At 38.9% G+C, this 19,568-nt stretch carries 17 protein-coding genes and 2 tRNA genes; 10 read left to right on the forward strand and 9 right to left on the reverse strand.

All coding sequences use genetic code 11. The features are described 5' to 3' along the window. Nucleotides 1-230: 230 nt before the first annotated feature. Entirely contained in the window at nt 231-917 is a 687-nt protein-coding gene (locus RF53_RS04610; RefSeq protein ID WP_039036722.1) for a M48 family metallopeptidase, read from the forward strand. A 46-nt stretch (nt 918-963) separates the two neighbouring features. Here the strand turns inward: RF53_RS04610 and RF53_RS04615 are convergent. Both RF53_RS04615 and RF53_RS04620 read right to left on the reverse strand, forming a co-directional pair. Then, nucleotides 964-1,048 (reverse strand) — tRNA-Tyr (locus RF53_RS04615). A gap of 49 nt (nt 1,049-1,097) precedes the next feature. Then, a tRNA-Tyr gene (locus tag RF53_RS04620) sits at nt 1,098-1,182 on the reverse strand. Nucleotides 1,183-1,294: 112 nt separating this feature from the next. On the opposite strand from RF53_RS04620, the gene RF53_RS04625 reads away from it, so the two are divergent. Continuing rightward, the gene (locus RF53_RS04625) at nt 1,295-1,822 is read left to right on the forward strand and encodes a VC2046/SO_2500 family protein (protein WP_039036723.1); all 528 of its coding nucleotides are present in this window, start codon (nt 1,295-1,297) and stop codon (nt 1,820-1,822) included. 195 nt (nt 1,823-2,017) lie between these two features. After that, nucleotides 2,018-2,320 carry a DUF6172 family protein gene (locus RF53_RS04630; protein ID WP_006792356.1) on the forward strand — a complete coding sequence of 101 codons (303 nt, stop codon included), beginning with the start codon at nt 2,018-2,020 and terminating at the stop codon, nt 2,318-2,320. 314 nt (nt 2,321-2,634) lie between these two features. On the opposite strand, the gene RF53_RS04635 is transcribed toward RF53_RS04630, so the two are convergent. The 3 genes from RF53_RS04635 to RF53_RS04645 all read right to left on the reverse strand — a co-directional run bounded on the left by RF53_RS04635 (nt 2,635) and on the right by RF53_RS04645 (nt 4,331). Beyond that, complete coding sequence (locus tag RF53_RS04635; protein ID WP_039036724.1) at nt 2,635-3,114, reverse strand: YchJ family protein; 480 nt, start codon at nt 3,112-3,114, stop codon at nt 2,635-2,637. A gap of 29 nt (nt 3,115-3,143) precedes the next feature. Further along, nucleotides 3,144-3,587 (reverse strand): SulA-like leucine-rich domain-containing protein, encoded by a 444-nt coding sequence (locus RF53_RS04640; RefSeq protein WP_039036725.1) that lies wholly within the window; start codon nt 3,585-3,587, stop codon nt 3,144-3,146. Between the two features lie 288 nt (nt 3,588-3,875). Continuing rightward, nucleotides 3,876-4,331, reverse strand: coding sequence for a tetratricopeptide repeat protein (locus RF53_RS04645; protein ID WP_008128067.1), 456 nt, complete (start codon nt 4,329-4,331; stop codon nt 3,876-3,878). A gap of 119 nt (nt 4,332-4,450) precedes the next feature. On the opposite strand from RF53_RS04645, the gene RF53_RS04650 reads away from it, so the two are divergent. Beyond that, nucleotides 4,451-5,743, forward strand: coding sequence for an NCS2 family permease (locus RF53_RS04650; protein ID WP_167378159.1), 1,293 nt, complete (start codon nt 4,451-4,453; stop codon nt 5,741-5,743). A gap of 149 nt (nt 5,744-5,892) precedes the next feature. On the opposite strand, the gene RF53_RS04655 is transcribed toward RF53_RS04650, so the two are convergent. Further along, nucleotides 5,893-6,651 carry a hypothetical protein gene (locus RF53_RS04655; protein ID WP_006792361.1) on the reverse strand — a complete coding sequence of 253 codons (759 nt, stop codon included), beginning with the start codon at nt 6,649-6,651 and terminating at the stop codon, nt 5,893-5,895. 291 nt (nt 6,652-6,942) lie between these two features. On the opposite strand from RF53_RS04655, the gene cysB reads away from it, so the two are divergent. Beyond that, on the forward strand, nt 6,943-7,920 hold the full coding sequence (gene cysB, locus RF53_RS04660) for an HTH-type transcriptional regulator CysB (RefSeq protein WP_006792362.1): 978 nt from the start codon (nt 6,943-6,945) through the stop codon (nt 7,918-7,920). A 65-nt stretch (nt 7,921-7,985) separates the two neighbouring features. Here the strand turns inward: cysB and RF53_RS04665 are convergent, their stop codons facing one another. From RF53_RS04665 to pabB, 3 genes are all read right to left on the reverse strand, one after another. After that, nucleotides 7,986-9,362, reverse strand: a complete 1,377-nt coding sequence (locus RF53_RS04665; RefSeq protein ID WP_008127692.1) for an L-serine ammonia-lyase — start codon at nt 9,360-9,362, stop codon at nt 7,986-7,988. Nucleotides 9,363-9,463: 101 nt separating this feature from the next. Next, nucleotides 9,464-10,039, reverse strand: coding sequence for an NUDIX hydrolase (locus RF53_RS04670; protein ID WP_039036727.1), 576 nt, complete (start codon nt 10,037-10,039; stop codon nt 9,464-9,466). A 2-nt stretch (nt 10,040-10,041) separates the two neighbouring features. Continuing rightward, on the reverse strand, nt 10,042-11,391 hold the full coding sequence (gene pabB / locus RF53_RS04675; RefSeq protein ID WP_039036728.1) for an aminodeoxychorismate synthase component I: 1,350 nt from the start codon (nt 11,389-11,391) through the stop codon (nt 10,042-10,044). 169 nt (nt 11,392-11,560) lie between these two features. Between pabB and RF53_RS04680 the strand changes: the two genes are divergently transcribed. From RF53_RS04680 to RF53_RS04700, 5 genes are all read left to right on the forward strand, one after another. Then, entirely contained in the window at nt 11,561-13,087 is a 1,527-nt protein-coding gene (locus RF53_RS04680) for a fumarate hydratase (protein WP_039036729.1), read from the forward strand. Nucleotides 13,088-13,512: 425 nt separating this feature from the next. Next, complete coding sequence (locus RF53_RS04685) at nt 13,513-14,553, forward strand: Leu/Phe/Val dehydrogenase (RefSeq protein ID WP_006792367.1); 1,041 nt, start codon at nt 13,513-13,515, stop codon at nt 14,551-14,553. Between the two features lie 132 nt (nt 14,554-14,685). Then, on the forward strand, nt 14,686-15,324 hold the full coding sequence (locus RF53_RS04690) for a CatA-like O-acetyltransferase (RefSeq protein ID WP_082014421.1): 639 nt from the start codon (nt 14,686-14,688) through the stop codon (nt 15,322-15,324). A 104-nt stretch (nt 15,325-15,428) separates the two neighbouring features. Continuing rightward, nucleotides 15,429-16,253 (forward strand): M90 family metallopeptidase, encoded by an 825-nt coding sequence (locus tag RF53_RS04695; RefSeq protein ID WP_039036731.1) that lies wholly within the window; start codon nt 15,429-15,431, stop codon nt 16,251-16,253. Nucleotides 16,254-16,352: 99 nt separating this feature from the next. After that, nucleotides 16,353-19,538 carry an amidohydrolase family protein gene (locus RF53_RS04700; RefSeq protein WP_039036732.1) on the forward strand — a complete coding sequence of 1,062 codons (3,186 nt, stop codon included), beginning with the start codon at nt 16,353-16,355 and terminating at the stop codon, nt 19,536-19,538. Nucleotides 19,539-19,568 lie beyond the last annotated feature (30 nt).

Here is a 19,568-nt window from a genome sequence, read left to right on the forward strand (position 1 = left end):
TCATATAAATAAATACTTAATTAACTAGAGCGGTATAAAAAATGAGTTTGTTTCAATTTTTTAACGTATAGTTTTCAAGTTATTATTTTTTATATTTATTTTGTCAAACTGATAGAGAAGCATTTTGCTATCATATGAATGACACAGATGATAACCAACATGGGGTTACATCAAATTAGTATATAAATATTTGTAGTGAATACTTAAAATTAGGTCAATGAGAGAAAGCAGTGTTTGATTACCAACTAAAAAAAAGTAAACGAAGAAAAACAGTCGCTATAAAGGTTCATGATCAATCTGTCACTGTATATGCCCCCCATTATGTTGCCCAAAAACAAATCGATAGCTGGTTACTTGAAAAGCAACCCTGGATTGAAGCACAATTAAAAAAGCAGCTTAATGCAGTCGATATTAAGCAGTATCCCCTTATACATAATAAAATTAAGATATTTTCTGACTGGGTTAAATTAAGTTTTTTAGAAAGCTCATTATCTGATATTCAAGAGCACAATAATGTTTTGTTAGTAACACACTCTACTAGAGTAAAAAATTACAATGGTAAATACGAAAGCTTGATTAAACAGTATTTAGAAGAGAAGTTGGCGGCGTATATTGAAATGCGTATTAACTATTATTGCAAAATAATGAAAGAAGAATTGCCTCAAAAATTAAGTATTGCCATATATAAGCGCCGTTGGGGGAGTTGCAACAGCAGGCGAGAACTAACTTTTAATTTACACCTAATAGGGGCTCCTCATGCCGTGATTGATTATGTAATTGTGCATGAACTTTCTCATTTGCAGTATTTAAACCACAGTAAGCACTTTTGGGCTAGAGTAGAGGCATTTTTTCCTGATCATAAAATTGCATCAGATTGGCTAAAAGCAAACGGAACAAGTTTACAGTGGGTGTTTTAAGCTAATTTGAATATAGGAATATAGGAATATAGGAATATAGAAGAAGTGGTGGAGGGAGCTGGATTCGAACCAGCGAAGGCTGAGCCGTCAGATTTACAGTCTGATCCCTTTGGCCGCTCGGGAACCCCTCCACACTATTTTTGTTACATTTGGCCCCACTTAACTTAGCGGTAAGAAAAGTGGTGGAGGGAGCTGGATTCGAACCAGCGAAGGCTGAGCCGTCAGATTTACAGTCTGATCCCTTTGGCCGCTCGGGAACCCCTCCAATGCAACGGCGCTGATAATAGCAAAATGTGCCTTTAAGTAAAGAAAAAAGCTAAAGAAAATTTAAATAAAGCCGATAAATATTCATTACTCATTCCAATCGGCTAAAGTCTATGCAAATCGATGATTTGTTAATCACAGAGCAGCAATTAAGTACTCGGTTAAACCAAAGTGTACATGCAGACCGCCGTGGTGAATTTTCATTGCTGTTAGCAATGCTTTCACAAGATGCTTTAGATTTTAGTCAATTTCATTTACCTAAAAGTGAAATTGAAGATAACACAACTCAAGAAGCGCAGTTAAGAGAGCAATTAGGAGCAGGACCAAAGCAGCCATTAGCACCCAGTGAATTTAATATGCTAATTGGGCAGTTTAATGCACAGCGTTTGTCTTCGGTTGGTGAGAATAAAGGCATGGCCGATATAAAGCTAAATCAGTGTTTAAACCCTGAGCCCTTTTCGATTAGAGATGATGTAAACCACATACCCCTACCCATTATAGATAATTGTGAACTTGCTGTGCGCAGGCGTTTACAAAAAGACGAAATAGAAATAGATAATCCTAAAATGGATGTCGCAGGCTTTTATGACGTTCTAACAGACGTAAATCAGCGTGAACCATTACATTTGACGATGGCATAATTTATGATTTCATCAAATAGTGTCTAGTTACACTACCCATCACTGATTAAATTTTACGACTGCACCAAATCCGAATTGACTAAAAATTGATTTAATGTAAAAAAAGCATCCAAAAATTAAATGCAATTGCTATAATGGCTACAAATGGTATGACATGAATGCCGTTATCATTAAACCAAGGTAATTAGGAACGTAATGAAGAAAACATTCACGCTAAATCACGAGAAAATCAAATACCCTCGTATGGTTGATGCTGCAAAGCATGAAGTGAAAAAATATTTGAAAAGAGAGCGCAACAAAACTCTACCAGAAGATGCAGATTATTGGGCATTTGACTGTAAGTTTGGTAAAACGGTTGAAGATGCGCAAGTGGTTCATGTAGCTGAAATCAGCAACTGTATTAGCGATATTGAAAAGCAAGAATTGATGTCTTTTTACTTAGAAATATTGGCAAAACCTGCACAGCGTCAACAGCTAGACCTTGATAACGACGAGTAATAATTAGCGTTTGTGCATATCAAATTATTTAAATGGGCCATTGGCCCATTTTTTATGCCTATAGATTACCTTCAAGCTTTTTTCTTTTGAGCTCGCTCAAAGTATTTTACATCGTTTTAGGGCTTTAACTGTTGAATTGTTATTAACACTACCTTTTCCCTCAATATTAACCACTTCATTAATAGGGGTAGTACTAAACCTAAAAGTTATAGAGGAAGTTGTGTTTAATAAATTTCCGAAGCTACGTATTAAATGTGAGTATTTAATTAGCAACGGAGTGAAGTAAATAATGTACTTCACTTAAAAAGAGGGGATTACGCGCTATGGCATTTTTTGTATTTTTTTGCGCTGCCACAAGGGCAATCATCATTCCTGCCAACTTTTATATCAGCGACCGGAAATATAATACCATCGAGATATCGCCACTGGTGTTGCTCTCTTATAAATTGAGAGCGCTCATGTAACACACAATATAGGTTTTGATAAAAATAGGTAGCTTTAAACTCAACGACCCCTTTATTTTCATCGCTGTTTGTTTCAATAACAGATAAGCTTACAAATCGACAACTGGTCGCAAATTCTTTAATTTCATTTACAGGGTTTTCAGCTTGCTTTTCACTTGCATATGTTTGGTATACGTATTTAGCATTTTTTTGTACGTAAGCTGTATACCTAGAGCGCATTAACTGCTCGGGTGTTTCTGCTTGTTTATCACCTAATAGCAGTGGTTCACAGCAATCTTCGTAATTTTTTTGGTTTCCACAAAAGCAAGTGTTGTTATTTAAATAATTCATAATTGTTACATAAGATTTAAAACATCATTTTAGCAAGCTTGCTGTATGTAAGGTATATCAAGTACGTCAGAATTTTTAGTAAAACAATATAACTTTGTTTTTGTGTTACTTAAGTTAAGCGATAAGTTGCTCAATAACTGATTGTTTAACATATCAGTCCATGTAATGACCGCTGCAAAGTTACCATTATGCAGTGCGCTACGCAGTACATATTCTAGATTTACTAAATGTTTTTGCCTAATGACTAATAGTTTACTTGTGTCTATTGAACATGAATCAAGCAAAGCTTTACTAGGAACATGATCTGGTGCGATTAACAAAGTCCAAGCATTTAAACTATTGTACTGGTGTAGCACCTTTAACAGCTCAAACGTTGCCGATATATCATCTTCGATTTGAATCACGTTAACACAATCAGATAGTTTGTCTTGTTGATAGCTTTTTACTGTTCTTACGGTTATTGGCTGTAACATATTATCTCGCTCACTGGGTTTATATACAGTACGCGTATACAGTAGTTTATACAGTGTTATGGCGCAAGTGTTTTTTTGCTATTTTTTTATACAAATTTATATTCTATTTTTAAGGATATATATTTTAATGTTTATATTGTTGATATTTATCGCTTTTATTTAAATTGGAATGTTAGTGGGTGAGTGTTTTTTATACAGGTTGAAAAGGTTTGCTTACGTTTTTTATAAATTTAAATTATAGCTCTGTACTGTATACAGTACTTTTACGAGCTAAGTTTCGGGCTTTTACTAAGGGGCAGGGGGGATTAAATGGGCATATTGTAATTGATGAATTTGTTCATATAAACTGGCTGCATAACATTGGGCATCCTTAAAACGCTTTGTTTCTATATATTTTCTTAAATCAGCAAGCGCAACTGTAGCTGGCTCATGACCCTGGCTACTCGATAAGCTAAGCCAAGCAACTCCATGAAATACACTTTGTGGAACACCTTGGCCTTTTACAAAAAACAAGCCTAAATAAAATTGCCCTCGGTGATCACCAGACATTGCCGATAAACGCATCCACTTTGCAGCTAAAGCAGGCTGGTTATTTTTTAAATAATATAGCGCCTTATTCAGCGTACTTTGTTGAGAGCTATCATTTTCAGGTGACGAATTAGTATCGCCTGGTTGTGTCACAAAAGACAAAATATTGTCTAATTGTTGTTCTAAATCATAACCTGTTGGTGTGGTTTTTATCATATGCTGTCATTCGGTATAGTTAACTACTTCAATAGTTTAGTATATCGCAAGGTAAAATGTCCTGAAAAATATACTTTTTATGATAAAATCTCGCTACTTTTTATTGTTGTAAGTTCATTATGTTAGAAGCTTTATTTAAAATTAACGAAAATGGGTCCACGGTTCGACGAGAATGCATCGCCGGAATGACTACTTTTATCACAATGGTTTACATTGTATTCGTGAACCCTGCGATGTTAGCAGAAGCGGGAATGGATCAAGGTGCTGCTTTTGTTGCTACTTGTATTGCTGCTGCAATAGGTTGTTTTATCATGGGGTTATGGGCCAATTACCCATTAGCTTTAGCACCTGGCATGGGGTTAAACGCCTTCTTTACGTATGGCGTTGTATTAGGTATGGGATACACCTGGGAAGCTGCGTTGGGCGCAGTATTTATGTCGGGTTGTATATTTTTATTATTAAGTTTATTTAAGGTTAGAGAATGGATAATAAATGCCATTCCATTAGTTTTAAAACGGGCTATTGCGACAGGCATTGGCGCATTTTTAGCCTTAATAGCACTTAAAAATGCAGGCATTATTGTGGCAAGCCCCGCTACATTTGTGCAGTTGGGTGACATAACATCTGCGGGACCGTTACTGGCTATATTTAGCTTTTTTATTATTGCGGCATTGTTATATCGTGATTTTAAAAGTGGAGTGTTGATCAGTATTTTATTGGTTACTGCTATCTCACTTGGTTTAGGTTTAGTTGAATACCAGGGAATTATTGCTGCACCGCCTTCAATTTTACCTACTTTTATGCAGTTGGATTTTGCTGCTGCTTTAGAACTTTCAATGCTTAGTGTTATTTTTGCATTTTTGTTTGTCGATTTGTTTGACACGTCAGGTACTCTTGTAGCTGTAACGCAAAAGGCTGGTCTTGCAGATGAAAAAGGAAACATGCCACGCTTAGGACGTGCACTCAGTGCCGATAGCTCAGCTACCATTGCAGGTGCAATGTTAGGTACCTCAACAACCACATCTTATATAGAGTCAGTTGCGGGTGTATCTGTTGGTGGGCGTACAGGTTTAACTGCAGTGGTAGTTGGTTGCTGCTTTTTGCTAATGATGTTCTTTGCACCGTTAGCTAATATGGTACCAGCTTATGCAACAGCGGGCGCAATCTTATATGTTGCTGTACTTATGTTACAAAACCTAAAGTTTGTGGATTGGGACGATATGACAGACGCTATTCCAGTAGCCGTTGTGCTGTTAATGACGCCGCTTACGTTTTCAATTGCGCATGGTATTGCGCTTGGCTTTATTTCATATACGGCGGTTAAGTTGCTTTGTGGTAAACGCAGTGAAATAACAATTAGTGTATGGATATTAACCGTGTTATTTATTGTTAAATTCGCGTTTTTATCATAAATAACAAAGTTTTGTTTTGATATATAACTACCAGCGACGTTATGTGATTTATCCCTGTTGGGGAAGCTAAACTCTCGGTTATAAAATTTAATGCTAAAAAAGCCCATACACAGTATGGGCTTTTTTTATTATTCAGTGGAAAGCTGCTGTTACCATTTCTTTTTTGGAGCAAACAGCACATCTAAATCGTCTTGTTCTTGCTCGTTTTTCTTTTTTAGGGCGCTCGCGTTAGATGCTTTTAGCTCGACGCTAATTTCCTCTAAGTAACGTTCCACTTCTTGACGTTTAGCATTTACATATTCGTCTGAATAAGGCACTGCACTAAGCGTTGCGTAGGCTTTTTCAAAATATTGTCTAGCAGAGCCAACCATACTCGCAGAACGTGCCGAAATACCGCGTTTAATTTGGCTTTCTATATTTATTTTAAGCTGTAATTTCTCAAGTAGTTTGTCTTCGCCTGTAAATACTTGGCTATTAACACGGCCCTTAGTGTGTTCAGAACGTAGGATCACACGTAATTTTTTAATCCCTTGAATTAGCGCAACAAGCTGTTTGTCGTTACTTGGTAATGCTAGTGACTCACTACTGGTTCCTTGCACCGGGTTAGAGAGATGCTGTTTCATTTCTTCTAAGCGGCTCTTTAGCGCTTTTGAGGTTGGCGAATGCGTAACCATTGTTTTGAGTGCTTCGGCAATTCGGCTTTGTAGAACCCTAATAACGTTTTCAGATAGCGGAATATTAGCCTGGTTCATTAATGCTTCTTCAGTTTCTTCAATGATCGCCTTTTGTTTTGTGAGTTCTTTTCGGCGCTCATTTTCTTGTTTTTCTTTGTGTTGCTGAACAGCACTTACCCAAAGTGCAATCACAACCAAAGCAACTATAAGGACAATTATAATAGACACGATCATGGTGTAATTCTCGGATTCATAACCTAATTTTTTAATATTACATTAAATATAAGCCATCGGGGTAGTTTTGCGCGAATTAACTTCAAATTAGGTAAATTAACTGTCGTTAAATATAAGGACTATGAGATTAATTCGTCTAATCTTGGCTACCTCAAGTATATTTATTATGCTAGCCTTGAGCACCACTTCGATAAATGCACGCTATAAGCTTAATCAACGCTACCAGTAAAACTGATCTAGCTTTATAGAATTGCCTTTATTTATAATAAATTACAACGTAAAAATGCAACCATGAAATTACAACAACTCAGATACATAGTAGAAGTACAAAATCATAAATTAAATGTTTCAGCAACGGCTGAGAGTTTATTTACCTCACAGCCTGGTATTTCTAAACAAGTACGTATGTTAGAAGATGAGTTAGGTGTTCAAATTTTTGGGCGAAGTGGCAAGCATTTAACGCATGTAACTAGTGCCGGTGAAGATATTATAAATATCTCGCGAGAGATACTTTCAAAGGTAGAAGGTATAAAAGCGGTAGCTAACGAGCACACATTACCAGACCAAGGTAAGCTCAATATAGCAACAACGCACACTCAAGCACGTTATGCTTTACCTAGTGTGATTCAGGGGTTTATGAAAAAATACCCTGCAGTATCATTGCATATGCACCAAGGTACACCGCAACAAATATCTGATGCCGCAGCAAGGGGCGATGCCGATTTTGCCATTGCAACAGAAGCGCTTCATTTATACTCTGATTTAGTTATGTTGCCTTGTTATCATTGGAATCGCAGTATTGTTGTTGCAAAGGATCATCCACTTGCTAAAAAAGCCAATAGTTTAACGGTAGCAGATATTGCCGAATACCCGCTAATTACTTATGTATTTGGTTTTACGGGTCGCTCTGAATTAGACAAAGCATTTAGCGCCCATGGGTTAGAGCCGCATATTGTATTTACGGCGACTGATGCCGATGTAATTAAAACCTATGTGCGTTTAGGGCTTGGCGTAGGGGTAGTGGCTTCAATGGCGATTGATGAAATCACTGATACTGATTTAGTCTGCATTGATGCAAGTCACTTATTTGAAGCTAGCACTACAAAAATTGGCTTTAGAAAAGGCAGCTTTTTACGTACTTATATGTATGACTTTATAGAACGATTTGCGCCGCATTTAACTAAAGAGCGAGTGGAGCGCGCGAGTTTATTACGTAATCAAGATGATGTAGATAAGTTATTTGAAGATATAGAGTTACCTGTAAAGTAGCACTGGGTCTGATAACAAAAAAACCGACTATTTATTGATAGTCGGTTTTTTTGTTTAAGGTTAGCCTAACACTCGATAATGTTAACGGCTAAACCACCGCGCGCGGTTTCTTTGTATTTTGTTTTCATATCATTACCTGTTTCAAGCATGGTTTTTATTACTTTATCAAGTGATACTTTTTGCTCGCCACTACCACGAATGGCCAATCGAGAAGCATTGATGGCTTTTATAGCCCCCATCGCATTACGTTCAATACAAGGAACTTGCACTAAGCCGCCAACAGGGTCGCATGTTAAACCTAAATTATGCTCCATGCCTATTTCAGCTGCGTTTTCAACTTGTACAACATTACCACCCACAATTTCAGTTAATGCTCCGGCGGCCATTGAACACGCAACACCTACTTCGCCTTGGCAGCCCACTTCGGCACCAGAAATAGACGCATTCTTTTTATATAAAATACCAATTGCAGCGGCTGTTAGTAAATAACGCGTGGCAATGTCGCGGTCTACTTCTTTTACAAATGTATGATAGTACATGAGCACAGCGGGTAGAATGCCTGCAGCACCATTAGTGGGGGCTGTTACCACTCGTCCACCGGCGGCATTTTCTTCATTAACGGCAAGTGCAAATAGGTCGACCCAATCCATTGCTCTGAGTGGATCGTTGCTCACTTCGATATTCAGTTTTAAGTATAGGCTGGGGGCACGTCGTTTTACTTTTAAACCGCCAGGTAAAATTCCTTCAGTACGCATTCCGCGCTCAATACAGGCTTTCATTACTTGCCAAATATGAAATAACTCATCTTTTATAGCGTCTTCGGTTCGAAGTGTGCGTTCGTTTTTCATCATCAAGCTAGAAACACTCAGGCCTGAATCTTTGCACATTTCAAGTAGCTCTTTTGCGCTACTAAAAGGGTAAGGCGCTGGGTTTTCTTCTCTAATATCGAGCGCTGCTTGCTTTTCGTTTTCAAATTCTTCGTCGGTAACAATAAAGCCGCCGCCGATAGAGTAGTACACTTTGCTATAAAGCTTTTCACCATTATTTGAAGCAATAATCTCCATTGCATTAGAGTGCTTTGGAAGCGTTTTACGACGATGAAAAACAATAGCACCTTGCTTAGGAAAGTTGGCTTTGTGTGTTTGGTTTAAATAAATAACTTGTTCTTGCTCGATAGTTAATAAAATATCATCGACTAAATCGGCATCGATTGTTTCTGGGTCATAGCCTGCTAAGCCAAGTACAACAGCTTTGCCAGAACCATGACCTATACCTGTTTGACCTAACGACCCATAAAGCTCTACTTTAATATCGGTAACACTTTTCAATAGCTGTTTTTCATGGAGTTCATTAACAAATAAGCGTGATGCGCGCATTGGGCCAACGGTGTGTGATGACGAAGGGCCAATACCAATGCTAAACATATCAAATGCACTGATCATAGTGTGTGTCTCTTATTAATTTACTCAGCCCGAGGCTGCTCTTTGAACGGTCGAGCATAATAACGCGGAATTGTTAGCATGTAACTATTATTAACGAAGATTTAAACTGGTAAGGCTAGTTGTTTTGTAAAGTTTTTTATAATGCTAGCAGTTGCTCCCCAAAGTAACCCATGGGGGGTAACAAACCCCTGCAGAGAAATTTCTTTACCAAAACGTTGAAATGGCAAAGGTTGCCAGTTAGCTTCAGTGCTTAATTCATTTAAAGAGAGTAAAAAGCTGGCCTGTACTTCATTGTGATCGTTTACCCACTGCGTATTTTTATTTAAAACACATACGTAGGGACGAATACTAAACCCAGTTAAGGTGGAGTACTCTGGTAAATTGCCAAGGATATTTACATCTTTGTGCGCAATGTTTAACTCTTCTTTCAATTCACGTAGTGCCGTTGTACGAAGCGTTTTGTCGCTTGCCTCAAATTTACCACCGGGTAAGCAAATTTCACCTGGGTGATGATGCAAATAAGTAGGGCGCTTACACAGTAAAATATGTGCATGTCCTGCTACATCTATAATGGGTAGCATAACGGCACTGGCGCGTTTATTTCGAGAGTCTTTTATTTGATTTGGCGCAGCGGTTGGGCTTAATTGAAAGCGCGTTTTAATAAAGTCACTATTCAAGATCACCTACTCTTTAATAAAGGTAAAATTTTATTTACCTTATCGTAAGTCTCTTGGTATTCCAATTCGACTTTAGAATCAGCGACAATTCCGCCTCCGGCCCAACAGTAAATATGCTGCTTATAGCAAACTAAAGTACGAATAGTAATACTGGTATCCATATTACCGCAGGCACTTAAATAACCTATAGAGCCACAGTAAACGCTGCGCTGATGAGGTTCTAGTTCTTCTATAATTTCCATCGCGCGTATTTTGGGTGCTCCAGTAATAGACCCCCCAGGAAAAGCGGCCTCGAGTTGATCAACGGCTGTTTTATTAATATCAAGTTCGGCGGTCACTGTACTTACTAAATGGTGTACGGCCGGAAAACTTTCAATTGCGAATAAAGAAGGCACTTTAACGCTGCCGGGTTTGGCTACTTTACCCAAGTCGTTACGAAGTAAATCTACAATCATCACGTTTTCAGCGCGATCTTTGGATGAGTTTGCAAGTTTTAACGCTTGTGCATTATCTTCGTGGGCGTCAGCTTTACGTGCAAGTGTCCCTTTTATTGGTTTAGTTTCTACAATATTGTTTTGGATCGATATAAAGCGCTCAGGCGAAATTGACAAAATAGCGCCTGCAGGATGATTAATAAAACTTGAAAAAGGCGCTTTATTAGCTTCGCGTAATTTAACATACGCTGACCAAGGGTCACCGCTATATTGGGCTTTAAAGCGCTGCGCTAGATTAATTTGATAACAATCACCGCTTTTTAAATAGTCTTCAATTACAGCAAACTTTTTGGCGTATTGGGTTTGGCTCATATTAGAAAACCACTCAGACGTTAACTCAAACTTTGCGTCAATCGGAGTTGATGCTAGATACTTCTCGTAAAGCGCGCGTCTTTCAACATGTGGCTGTGAAACATAAAACCACGCATTTTTCTGTCTATCAAAAATGAGTGCATCTAAATAAAGGCCTACAGCCATTTGCGGTAAGTGTATGTCTTGCTCTGCTATGGTTGGCATTTTTTCAATTATACGACCCAAGTCATAGCCGAAATAACCTAACCAACCTCCATTAAAGGGCAAGTCAAAAGGTGCTTTTGTGTTACTGAGTTTGCGCAAATGGGTATTCATTATCTCAAAACAGGTTAGCTCACTTGGCTCGCCATTGAATAATGTTTTGTTATCACTCACTTCAAGCAAGTGTTCAGGTTCTATGGAAATTATGTCGTAGCGACTATTTACATGGTCGCTATTAGCAGAGTCGAGCAGTATGGCATGAGGCAGATGAGAAAAATGCGAAAATACATCAATACAATTTTGTGTTATTGATAATTTTATACAATTATTTTTATTGTTTAGCATTTACTACCCCTATAAGAACTGGCTCCAAACGGGCTGGGAGGGTATCATAAGTCAAATTTTTTTGGCAGCGTTTAGTATAAAATCAACGTTGTAATTAAAACAGTACAAACCACCGTCACCGGTTTGGTATAGATTACGCTTAAGCGTAAAGCTAACTTAAGGAACCATTATGAGTACAATCCGTCAGCAAGACTTTATTGATAGCATTGAAGATGCATTGCAATATATTTCGTTCTACCATCCACTTGATTTTGTTCAAGCATTAGAAAAAGCTTACAACAAAGAACAAAGTAAAGCGGCTAAAGATGCTATTGCGCAAATTTTAATTAACTCGCGTATGTCGGCTGAAGGCAAGCGTCCGCTTTGTCAAGATACAGGTATTATTACGTGTTTTGTAAAAGTGGGTATGGATGTTAAGTGGGATAAAACAGACTTAACAGTTCAACAAATGGTTGATGAAGGTACTCGCCGTGCGTATTTGAATCCAGATAACCCGCTTCGTGCTTCTATTGTTGCAGACCCTGCTGGTACTCGTAAAAACACAAAAGATAATACACCTTCGGTTGTTCACATCGATTTGGTAGCTGGTGGCGAAGTAGAAGTCATGGTTGCAGCAAAAGGTGGCGGCTCTGAAAACAAAAGTAAAATGGTTATGTTAAACCCTTCAGACGATGTTGCTGCCTGGGTAGAAAAAACACTGCCTACAATGGGTGCTGGCTGGTGTCCGCCAGGCATGCTGGGTATAGGTATTGGTGGTACTGCAGAAAAAGCTGCAGTAATGGCTAAAGAGTCATTGATGGATCCGGTTGATATCCATGAGCTTATGGAGCGTGGGGCGGAAACTACAGAAGAAAAGCTTCGCCTAGAAATATTCGAACGTGCAAACAAACTAGGTATTGGTGCACAAGGCCTGGGCGGGTTAACAACGGTTGTTGATATTAAAATTAAAACCGCTCCTACCCATGCAGCATCAAAACCAGTGGTGATGATCCCTAACTGTGCAGCAACTCGTCACGTGCACTTTACTTTGGATGGTTCAGGTCCTGCTGATTTAAAAGCGCCTAAGCTTGAGGATTGGCCTGAAGTGACTTTTGAAGTAGGTGAGGGGACACGTCGTGTAAATTTAGACACGCTAACGAAAGATGATGTTCAAGAATGGAAAATGGGTGAAACCGTTTTACTTTCAGGCACCATTTTAACTGGCCGTGATGCAGCGCATAAACGTTTGCAAGACATGATCAACTCTGGCGAAGGCTTACCTGAAGGCGTTGATTTTGATAATAAATTTATATACTACGTTGGCCCTGTAGACGCTGTTGGTGATGAAGCAGTAGGCCCTGCAGGCCCAACTACAGCAACACGTATGGATAAGTTTACCGATATGATGCTAGAAAAAACTGGCATTGTAGGCATGATTGGTAAAGCAGAGCGCGGCCCTGCAACGGTTGATTCAATCAAGGAGCATAAATCTGTTTACTTGATGGCTGTAGGTGGTGCTGCGTATTTAGTATCTAAAGCGATTAAAAAAGCGCGTGTAGTTGCGTTTGAAGATTTAGGTATGGAAGCGATTTACGAGTTTGAAGTTGAAGACATGCCTGTAACGGTTGCTGTAGATAGCGAAGGTGCTAATGCACATACGCAAGGTCCTGCGATTTGGAAGGCAAAAATTGCTGAGCTTGATAGCAAATTAAAGTAATTGTTATCTTTGTTTATGAAGCGAGCCATGTGCTCGCTTTTTTATTTTAAAATCATCAATATTGAGTGGAAACTGATCTTACCAGTTGTGTGGTAATTGTTTATATAAATATAAATCATTAAATAACAATTGCTTGCGTGTTAATGGTAGATGTATTAAAAACTTTACGGAAAAATCACTGGTTACGCTAACGTAAACGTAAAGAAGTGTACTCTGGTGTTATTTTAGTTTTAATGTCTATTTTTGTAATTTATTTTAAATTTTTTATTTGTTAATAAGTTATAAGTTGATTATTTAATTTAATCACTTGGTGTTTGTTAGCTTTATCATCTTGATGTGTGGCGAACACTATCTTGAAGTGGTAAAGTCTCGACAATTTCCAGCGCGTACACCCTCTCACGGGTCAATTTTTCGGAGTATTTTAAGTGGCTGTGTTTAATCAAGTTGAATTTGATAACCATGAACAAGTAGTCTTTTGTTCTGACAAAGAGTCAGGTTTAAAAGCAATTATTGCTGTGCATAGTACCAAGTTGGGGCCTGCTGTTGGTGGGTGTAGAATGTGGGATTACGCTAAAGATGAAGACGCAGTGTATGATGTTTTGCGTTTGTCAAAAGGGATGACTTACAAAAATGCGGTTGCGCGCCTTCCTTTTGGTGGTGGAAAATCTGTCATTATTGGTAACGCCAAAGAAATTAAATCGGAACAACTTTTTCGTGCATTTGGTCGCCAATTAGAGCGTTTAAATGGTAGCTATTACTCAGCAGAAGACGTCAATATTACGTGTGCCGACGTTGCTTTAATGAACAAAGAAACAAATTACGTTCTTGGCCTTGAAGGCAAAAGTGGAAACCCATCTCCTTTTACTGCATACGGTACTTTTTTAGGTATTAAAGCTGCACTGCAGCATCAACGCGGCCACCAAGACTTCTCGGGCATTAAAGTAGCTGTACAAGGTTTAGGGGCTGTTGCTTACGGCTTGTGTCAGCACTTAGCTGATGCAGGTGCTAAGTTGTTTGTGACAGATATAAACCAGGTTGCAATTGATCGTGTTGTTAACGATTTTGGTGCAACAGCTGTTGGTATTGATGACATTTATGACTTAGATGTAGATGTGTATGCACCCTGTGCATTAGGCGCAACCATAAACGATGACACTATACCTCGTATTAAAGCAACCATTATTGCTGGTTGTGCTAATAATCAGTTAGCACAATCACGCCATGGTGAAATTATTCGTGAAAAAGGCATTTTGTATGCGCCAGATTACGTTATAAACGCAGGGGGTATTATTAATGTTTATTACGAAACTGCGCCAGAAGGTTATACCGTTGAGGCCTCTAATAAACACGTTGAGGGTATTTTTAATACGCTAACAGAAATTTTTGCTCGCAGCGAAAAAGAGCAAAAATCGACGCACTTAATTGCAGATGAGCTTGCTCAAGAAATAATACAAAATGGCCTTTAGATTTATATTTAGGTCTTGAAGAAAGGGGATGCATTTGCGTCCCCTTTTTTGTTATTAATGCTATTTTTATGAAACAACGTTACACTTTATTTTTAATTAAGTGTGGTATGTATAATGACGTCAACTTCGAATATGCAGCCTATCGACTTTGATAGCTGGCCTCGTAAACAACATTTTGAACTATTTAAAAATTTTATCCAGCCATACTTTAATGTGTGTGTTCAGCTAAACGCACAAACACTGTTTGATTACTGTAAGGCTCAAAATATATCGTTTTTTCAAGCCTATGTTTATTGCACACTAAAAGCTTGCTTCGCTTATGAACCAATTATGTTACGAATTATAGAATCCAAGCCCTGGTTACTTACAAGCATCCGTGCAAGTGTTGTTGAACTTGATGAAGACGAGTGCTTTGTATTTAGTTATTTTGATTATTTGGGCTCTTTCAAAGAGTTCTCAGCCAATAGCGACAAAGTAAGTAAACAATCTAAGTCAAACTCACTATTTAGCGACGCATTTGCCAATACAGAGGGGCAAGCTGATTTAATTCATATATCTGTTTTACCATGGCTTAATTTTAGCGCTTTTTCACATGCATTTAGCGAAGGGCAAAGTTTAGGGATCCCTAAATTTGTATTTGGTCAATACGACAAACAAGCTGGCACGATGCCACTGTCTGTTGACGTACATCACTCTTTAATGGATGGTCTACACGTTGCGCGCTTTGTAAAGGTGTTACAAGCTGAGTGTGATCATTTTAAATGTAAATGACGGTAGTAAAAAAAGTATTTTAAAAATCTATAATAGCCACAGCAGTTGAAAATTCATCCCGGTGAACATATTTATAAAGGCACATATATGTTTAGGGTATTGCCATGATAAATGGACTGTTAATTGGTGTTTTAGTGTTATTTGTGGCGATACTTTGGCAGTGGCCTTCTATCCAAGCCTCCTTTTGGCGCAATAAGTATCAACGTATGGGTTTAAGCTCTCAGCAAAAAGATATCTTACTGCGCTGTATGCCTATTTACCGAAAGATGACGGATGCTGATAGAGCCAAACTTGAGAGACATATTGTTTGGTTTTTAAATGAAAAGCGCTTTATTGGCTGCGATGGATTAAAGCTCACACCTGCCATGAAACTTATTGTTGCTGCTGATGCCTGCGTACTCGTGCTTAACAAGCCGTGGCCTCTTTATATTAATGTAAAAGAAATACTATTGTACCCAAGTGCTTATTACGCACCGCAAACCACGCGCGATAGTGCTGGTTTAGTCAGTTATCATAATACGGTGAGACAAGGTGAATCGTGGCCTGGGGGAACATTGGTACTCAGTTGGCATGATGTATTAGAAGGAAGCCGCTTACCCAGTGATGGGCATAACTTGGTGTTTCACGAATTTGCTCATCAGTTAGATCAGGAAACAGGTAAAACAACAGGTACGCCACTTTTAAAAAGCTCGGCGGATTATAAAGAGTGGGCAAGGGTATTTAGTCGTGCCTTTACGCAGCTTAAAAGTCATGTGGCGTATAGTATGCCTCACGTTATTCATAGTTATGGCGCAACAAACGAGGCCGAATTTTTTGCGGTGATCACCGAAACCTTTATTGAAAAACCAGCAGAGTTACGGCGCTACGATCCAGAAATATATAGAATGCTGGTTAACTACTATCAATTTGACCCCATTTCTTGGCATTAAACGTAATAAACTGCGCTTTATCAAATAACGCTGGTAACTTTTGGTTGTTTTTGTTGCAATCGGTTAAAACACACAGCAACAATAATAAGCGAGAAAGTTATGAAGAAATTGCTGCATACGGCGTTGGCTTTGTCAGTGTCATTAGCTCTTGGGCAAGCACATGCTGAATCAACCGATAAAAAAGATGAACAAAAATGGCAAGTAGATTCTCCTAAAGGGCAATTTGTTGACGCTAAAATTAGCGTAGAACAAGGCACATGGATGAACATTGATATTAGCCCAGATGGCAAAACCATTGTATTTGACTTACTAGGCGACATTTACACAATGCCAATGAGTGGCGGTACAGCAACACAATTAACCTCTGATATAGCATGGCAAATGCAACCTCGTTTTAGCCCCGATGGTAAACACATTGCGTTTACTTCTGATCAAGGTGGCGGCGACAATATTTGGGTTATGGATTTAAACGGTGAGAACCAAAGTGCAGTAACCAACGAAACGTTTAGATTATTAAATAGTCCAGCGTGGAGCCCTGATGGCGATTTTTTAGTGGCGCGTAAACACTTTACGGCTAGTCGTTCACTAGGTGCTGGTGAAGTATGGCTATACCATAAAGCGGGTGGTAAAGGGGTTCAGCTGACTAAACGCGAGAACGACCAAAAAGATTTAGGTGAGCCAATGTTTTCACCTGATGGGCGTTATGTGTATTTTTCTCATGATGCAACACCAGGCAAAACGTTTCACTATTCGAAGGATTCTGTAGCGGGTATATATAAAATTAAGCGCTACGATCGTGAAACAGGTGAAATAGAAACAATTATTGATGGTATGGGTGGCGCAATTAGACCAACTCCATCGCCAGATGGAAAAACGCTTGCTTACATTAAGCGAGACGACTTTCAAACTAGTTTGTATCTTTATGATTTAAGCACGGGTGAGCACACTCAGGTATACGATAAGTTAGAGCGTGACATGCAAGAAACGTGGGCTATTCACGGTGTTTATCCTACAATTGCCTGGACACCCGATAATAAAGAATTGGTATTTTGGGCGGGTGGTAAAATTCAATCTGTTGACGTGACTGACAAATCAGTTAGTCCGATTGCATTTAAAGTAGAAACCACTAAAAAGATTCAACCAGCGCTTCGTTTTACTCAAAATTTAGACACTGATGAATTTGACGTAAAAATGCTGCGTAATGTACAAGTAAGCCCCGACGGTGAAACCGCTATTTTTGAAGCGTTAGGCTATATTTATAAACGCGATTTAGAATCTGGAAAAATTAAGCGTTTAACAAAACAAACAGATCATTTTGAATTATTTCCGCAGTATTCTCGCGATGGTAAAAAAATAGTTTACACCACGTGGAACGATAACAAGCAAGGGCAAGTGCGCGTTGTATCTTCTCGCAGTGGTCGAGGCGACACAATTACACAAGAGCCAGGCAAGTATGTAGAACCAACGTTTAGCCCAAATGGTAAAACGGTTGTTTATCGCAAAGCCAGCGGTGGCAGTATTTTAAATCCTAAATGGTCATTGAACCCAGGTATTTATAGCGTTAGCGCAAAAGGCGGTGAAAGTGAACTGATTTCTAAAAGTGGATATCAGCCACAATTTGGGGCTGACAACGACCGTGTATTTGTAATGAGTCCATGGCCAAAACCATCGCTGAGTGTTGTAGAGCTAGAGAGCAAAAAAGTATCTAAACTTTATGAATCTGAGCATGCTACTGAATTTAGAGTATCTCCAGATGGGGAGTATCTTGCTTTTGCTGAGCGATTTAAAGTGTATGTAACGCCATTAGTTGAAAGTGGGAAGGCCATAAATATTGGACCTAAAGACAGTAAATTCCCTATAGAGCAGCTATCTGTGCGTGCTGGTGAAAGTATTAGCTGGAGTGCCGATAGCAGCAAACTTTATTGGACACTAGGGCCTGAGCTTTACCATGCAAATTTAAACGGTGTATTTGCGATTAACAGTAAAAGCGACGCTGATTTTAAAGTTAAAAATGGCGAAAACATCGGATTTAGTAAGAAGGTGAATGAGCCAAAAGGCATGATTGCTTTAACTGGCGGTAAAATTATTACGATGAATGGTGATAAAGTCATTGAAAACGGAGTAATAATTACTGATGGCAAGCATATAAAAGCTGTAGGCCCAGCTTCTGAATTAAGCATACCAAAAGATGCAGACGTTATAGACGTTACAGGTAAAACCATCATGCCAGGTATTGTTGACGCCCATGCTCATGGTTCTCAAGGGAGCAATGAAATAATTCCTCAGCAAAATTGGAAAAACTTTGCAGGTTTAGCTTTAGGTGTTACGACTATTCATGATCCCTCTAACGACACCACCGAAATATTCACTGCAAGCGAAATGCAAAAAGCAGGCATGATTGTTGGTCCGCGTATTTTCTCTACAGGAACTATTTTGTATGGGGCTAATATGCCGGGTTATACCTCGCATATTGATTCGTTAGAAGATGCTAAATTTCACTTAGAACGCTTAAAGAAAGTCGGTGCTTTTAGTGTTAAATCATACAATCAACCCCGTCGTGAGCAGCGCCAACAAGTCGTTGAAGCAGGTCGCGAACTTGAAATGATGGTTGTGCCAGAAGGCGGTTCGCTACTGCAACATAATTTGAGCATGGTGGTTGATGGGCATACAGGTATTGAGCATTCCATTCCTGTAGAAAACATATACGATGATATAAAACAATTATGGTCACAAAGTGATGTGGGTTACACACCAACGCTTGTTGTTGCCTATGGTGGTATATGGGGTGAAAACTATTGGTATGATAAAACTGACGTGTGGAATCACCCTCGTTTAAGTAAGTTTGTGCCTCAAAATCAGTTGCTGCCGCGTTCTATGCGTCGTGTTAAAGCACCCGATCATCACTATAATCATTTTAACAATGCACGTGTGTCGGCTGAGCTACAAGACTTAGGTGTTTTAGTTAACTTAGGAGCACATGGCCAACGTGAGGGGTTAGGCGCACATTGGGAAATGTGGATGTTTGCCCAAGGCGGCATGACGCCACTAGAAGCCATACGCGCATCAACACTCGATCCAGCTAAGTACCTAGGGCTTGATAAAAACGTAGGCTCGCTTGAAGTGGGTAAACTGGCTGATTTAATGGTGATTGATGGTGATCCGTTAATTGATATTCGCAGCTCTGATAAAGTCGATTATACAATGATTAATGGTCGTTTATTTAATGCAGAAACGATGAATGAAGTTGGCAAAAAAGCACGCCAGCCGCTTTATTTTGAAAAGTAACAATTTTAATTAACGTCTTTAAAAAGCGGC

The organism is Pseudoalteromonas sp. ECSMB14103 (assembly GCF_000813065.1).
GTDB classification, from domain to species: Bacteria; Pseudomonadota; Gammaproteobacteria; order Enterobacterales; family Alteromonadaceae; genus Pseudoalteromonas; species Pseudoalteromonas marina.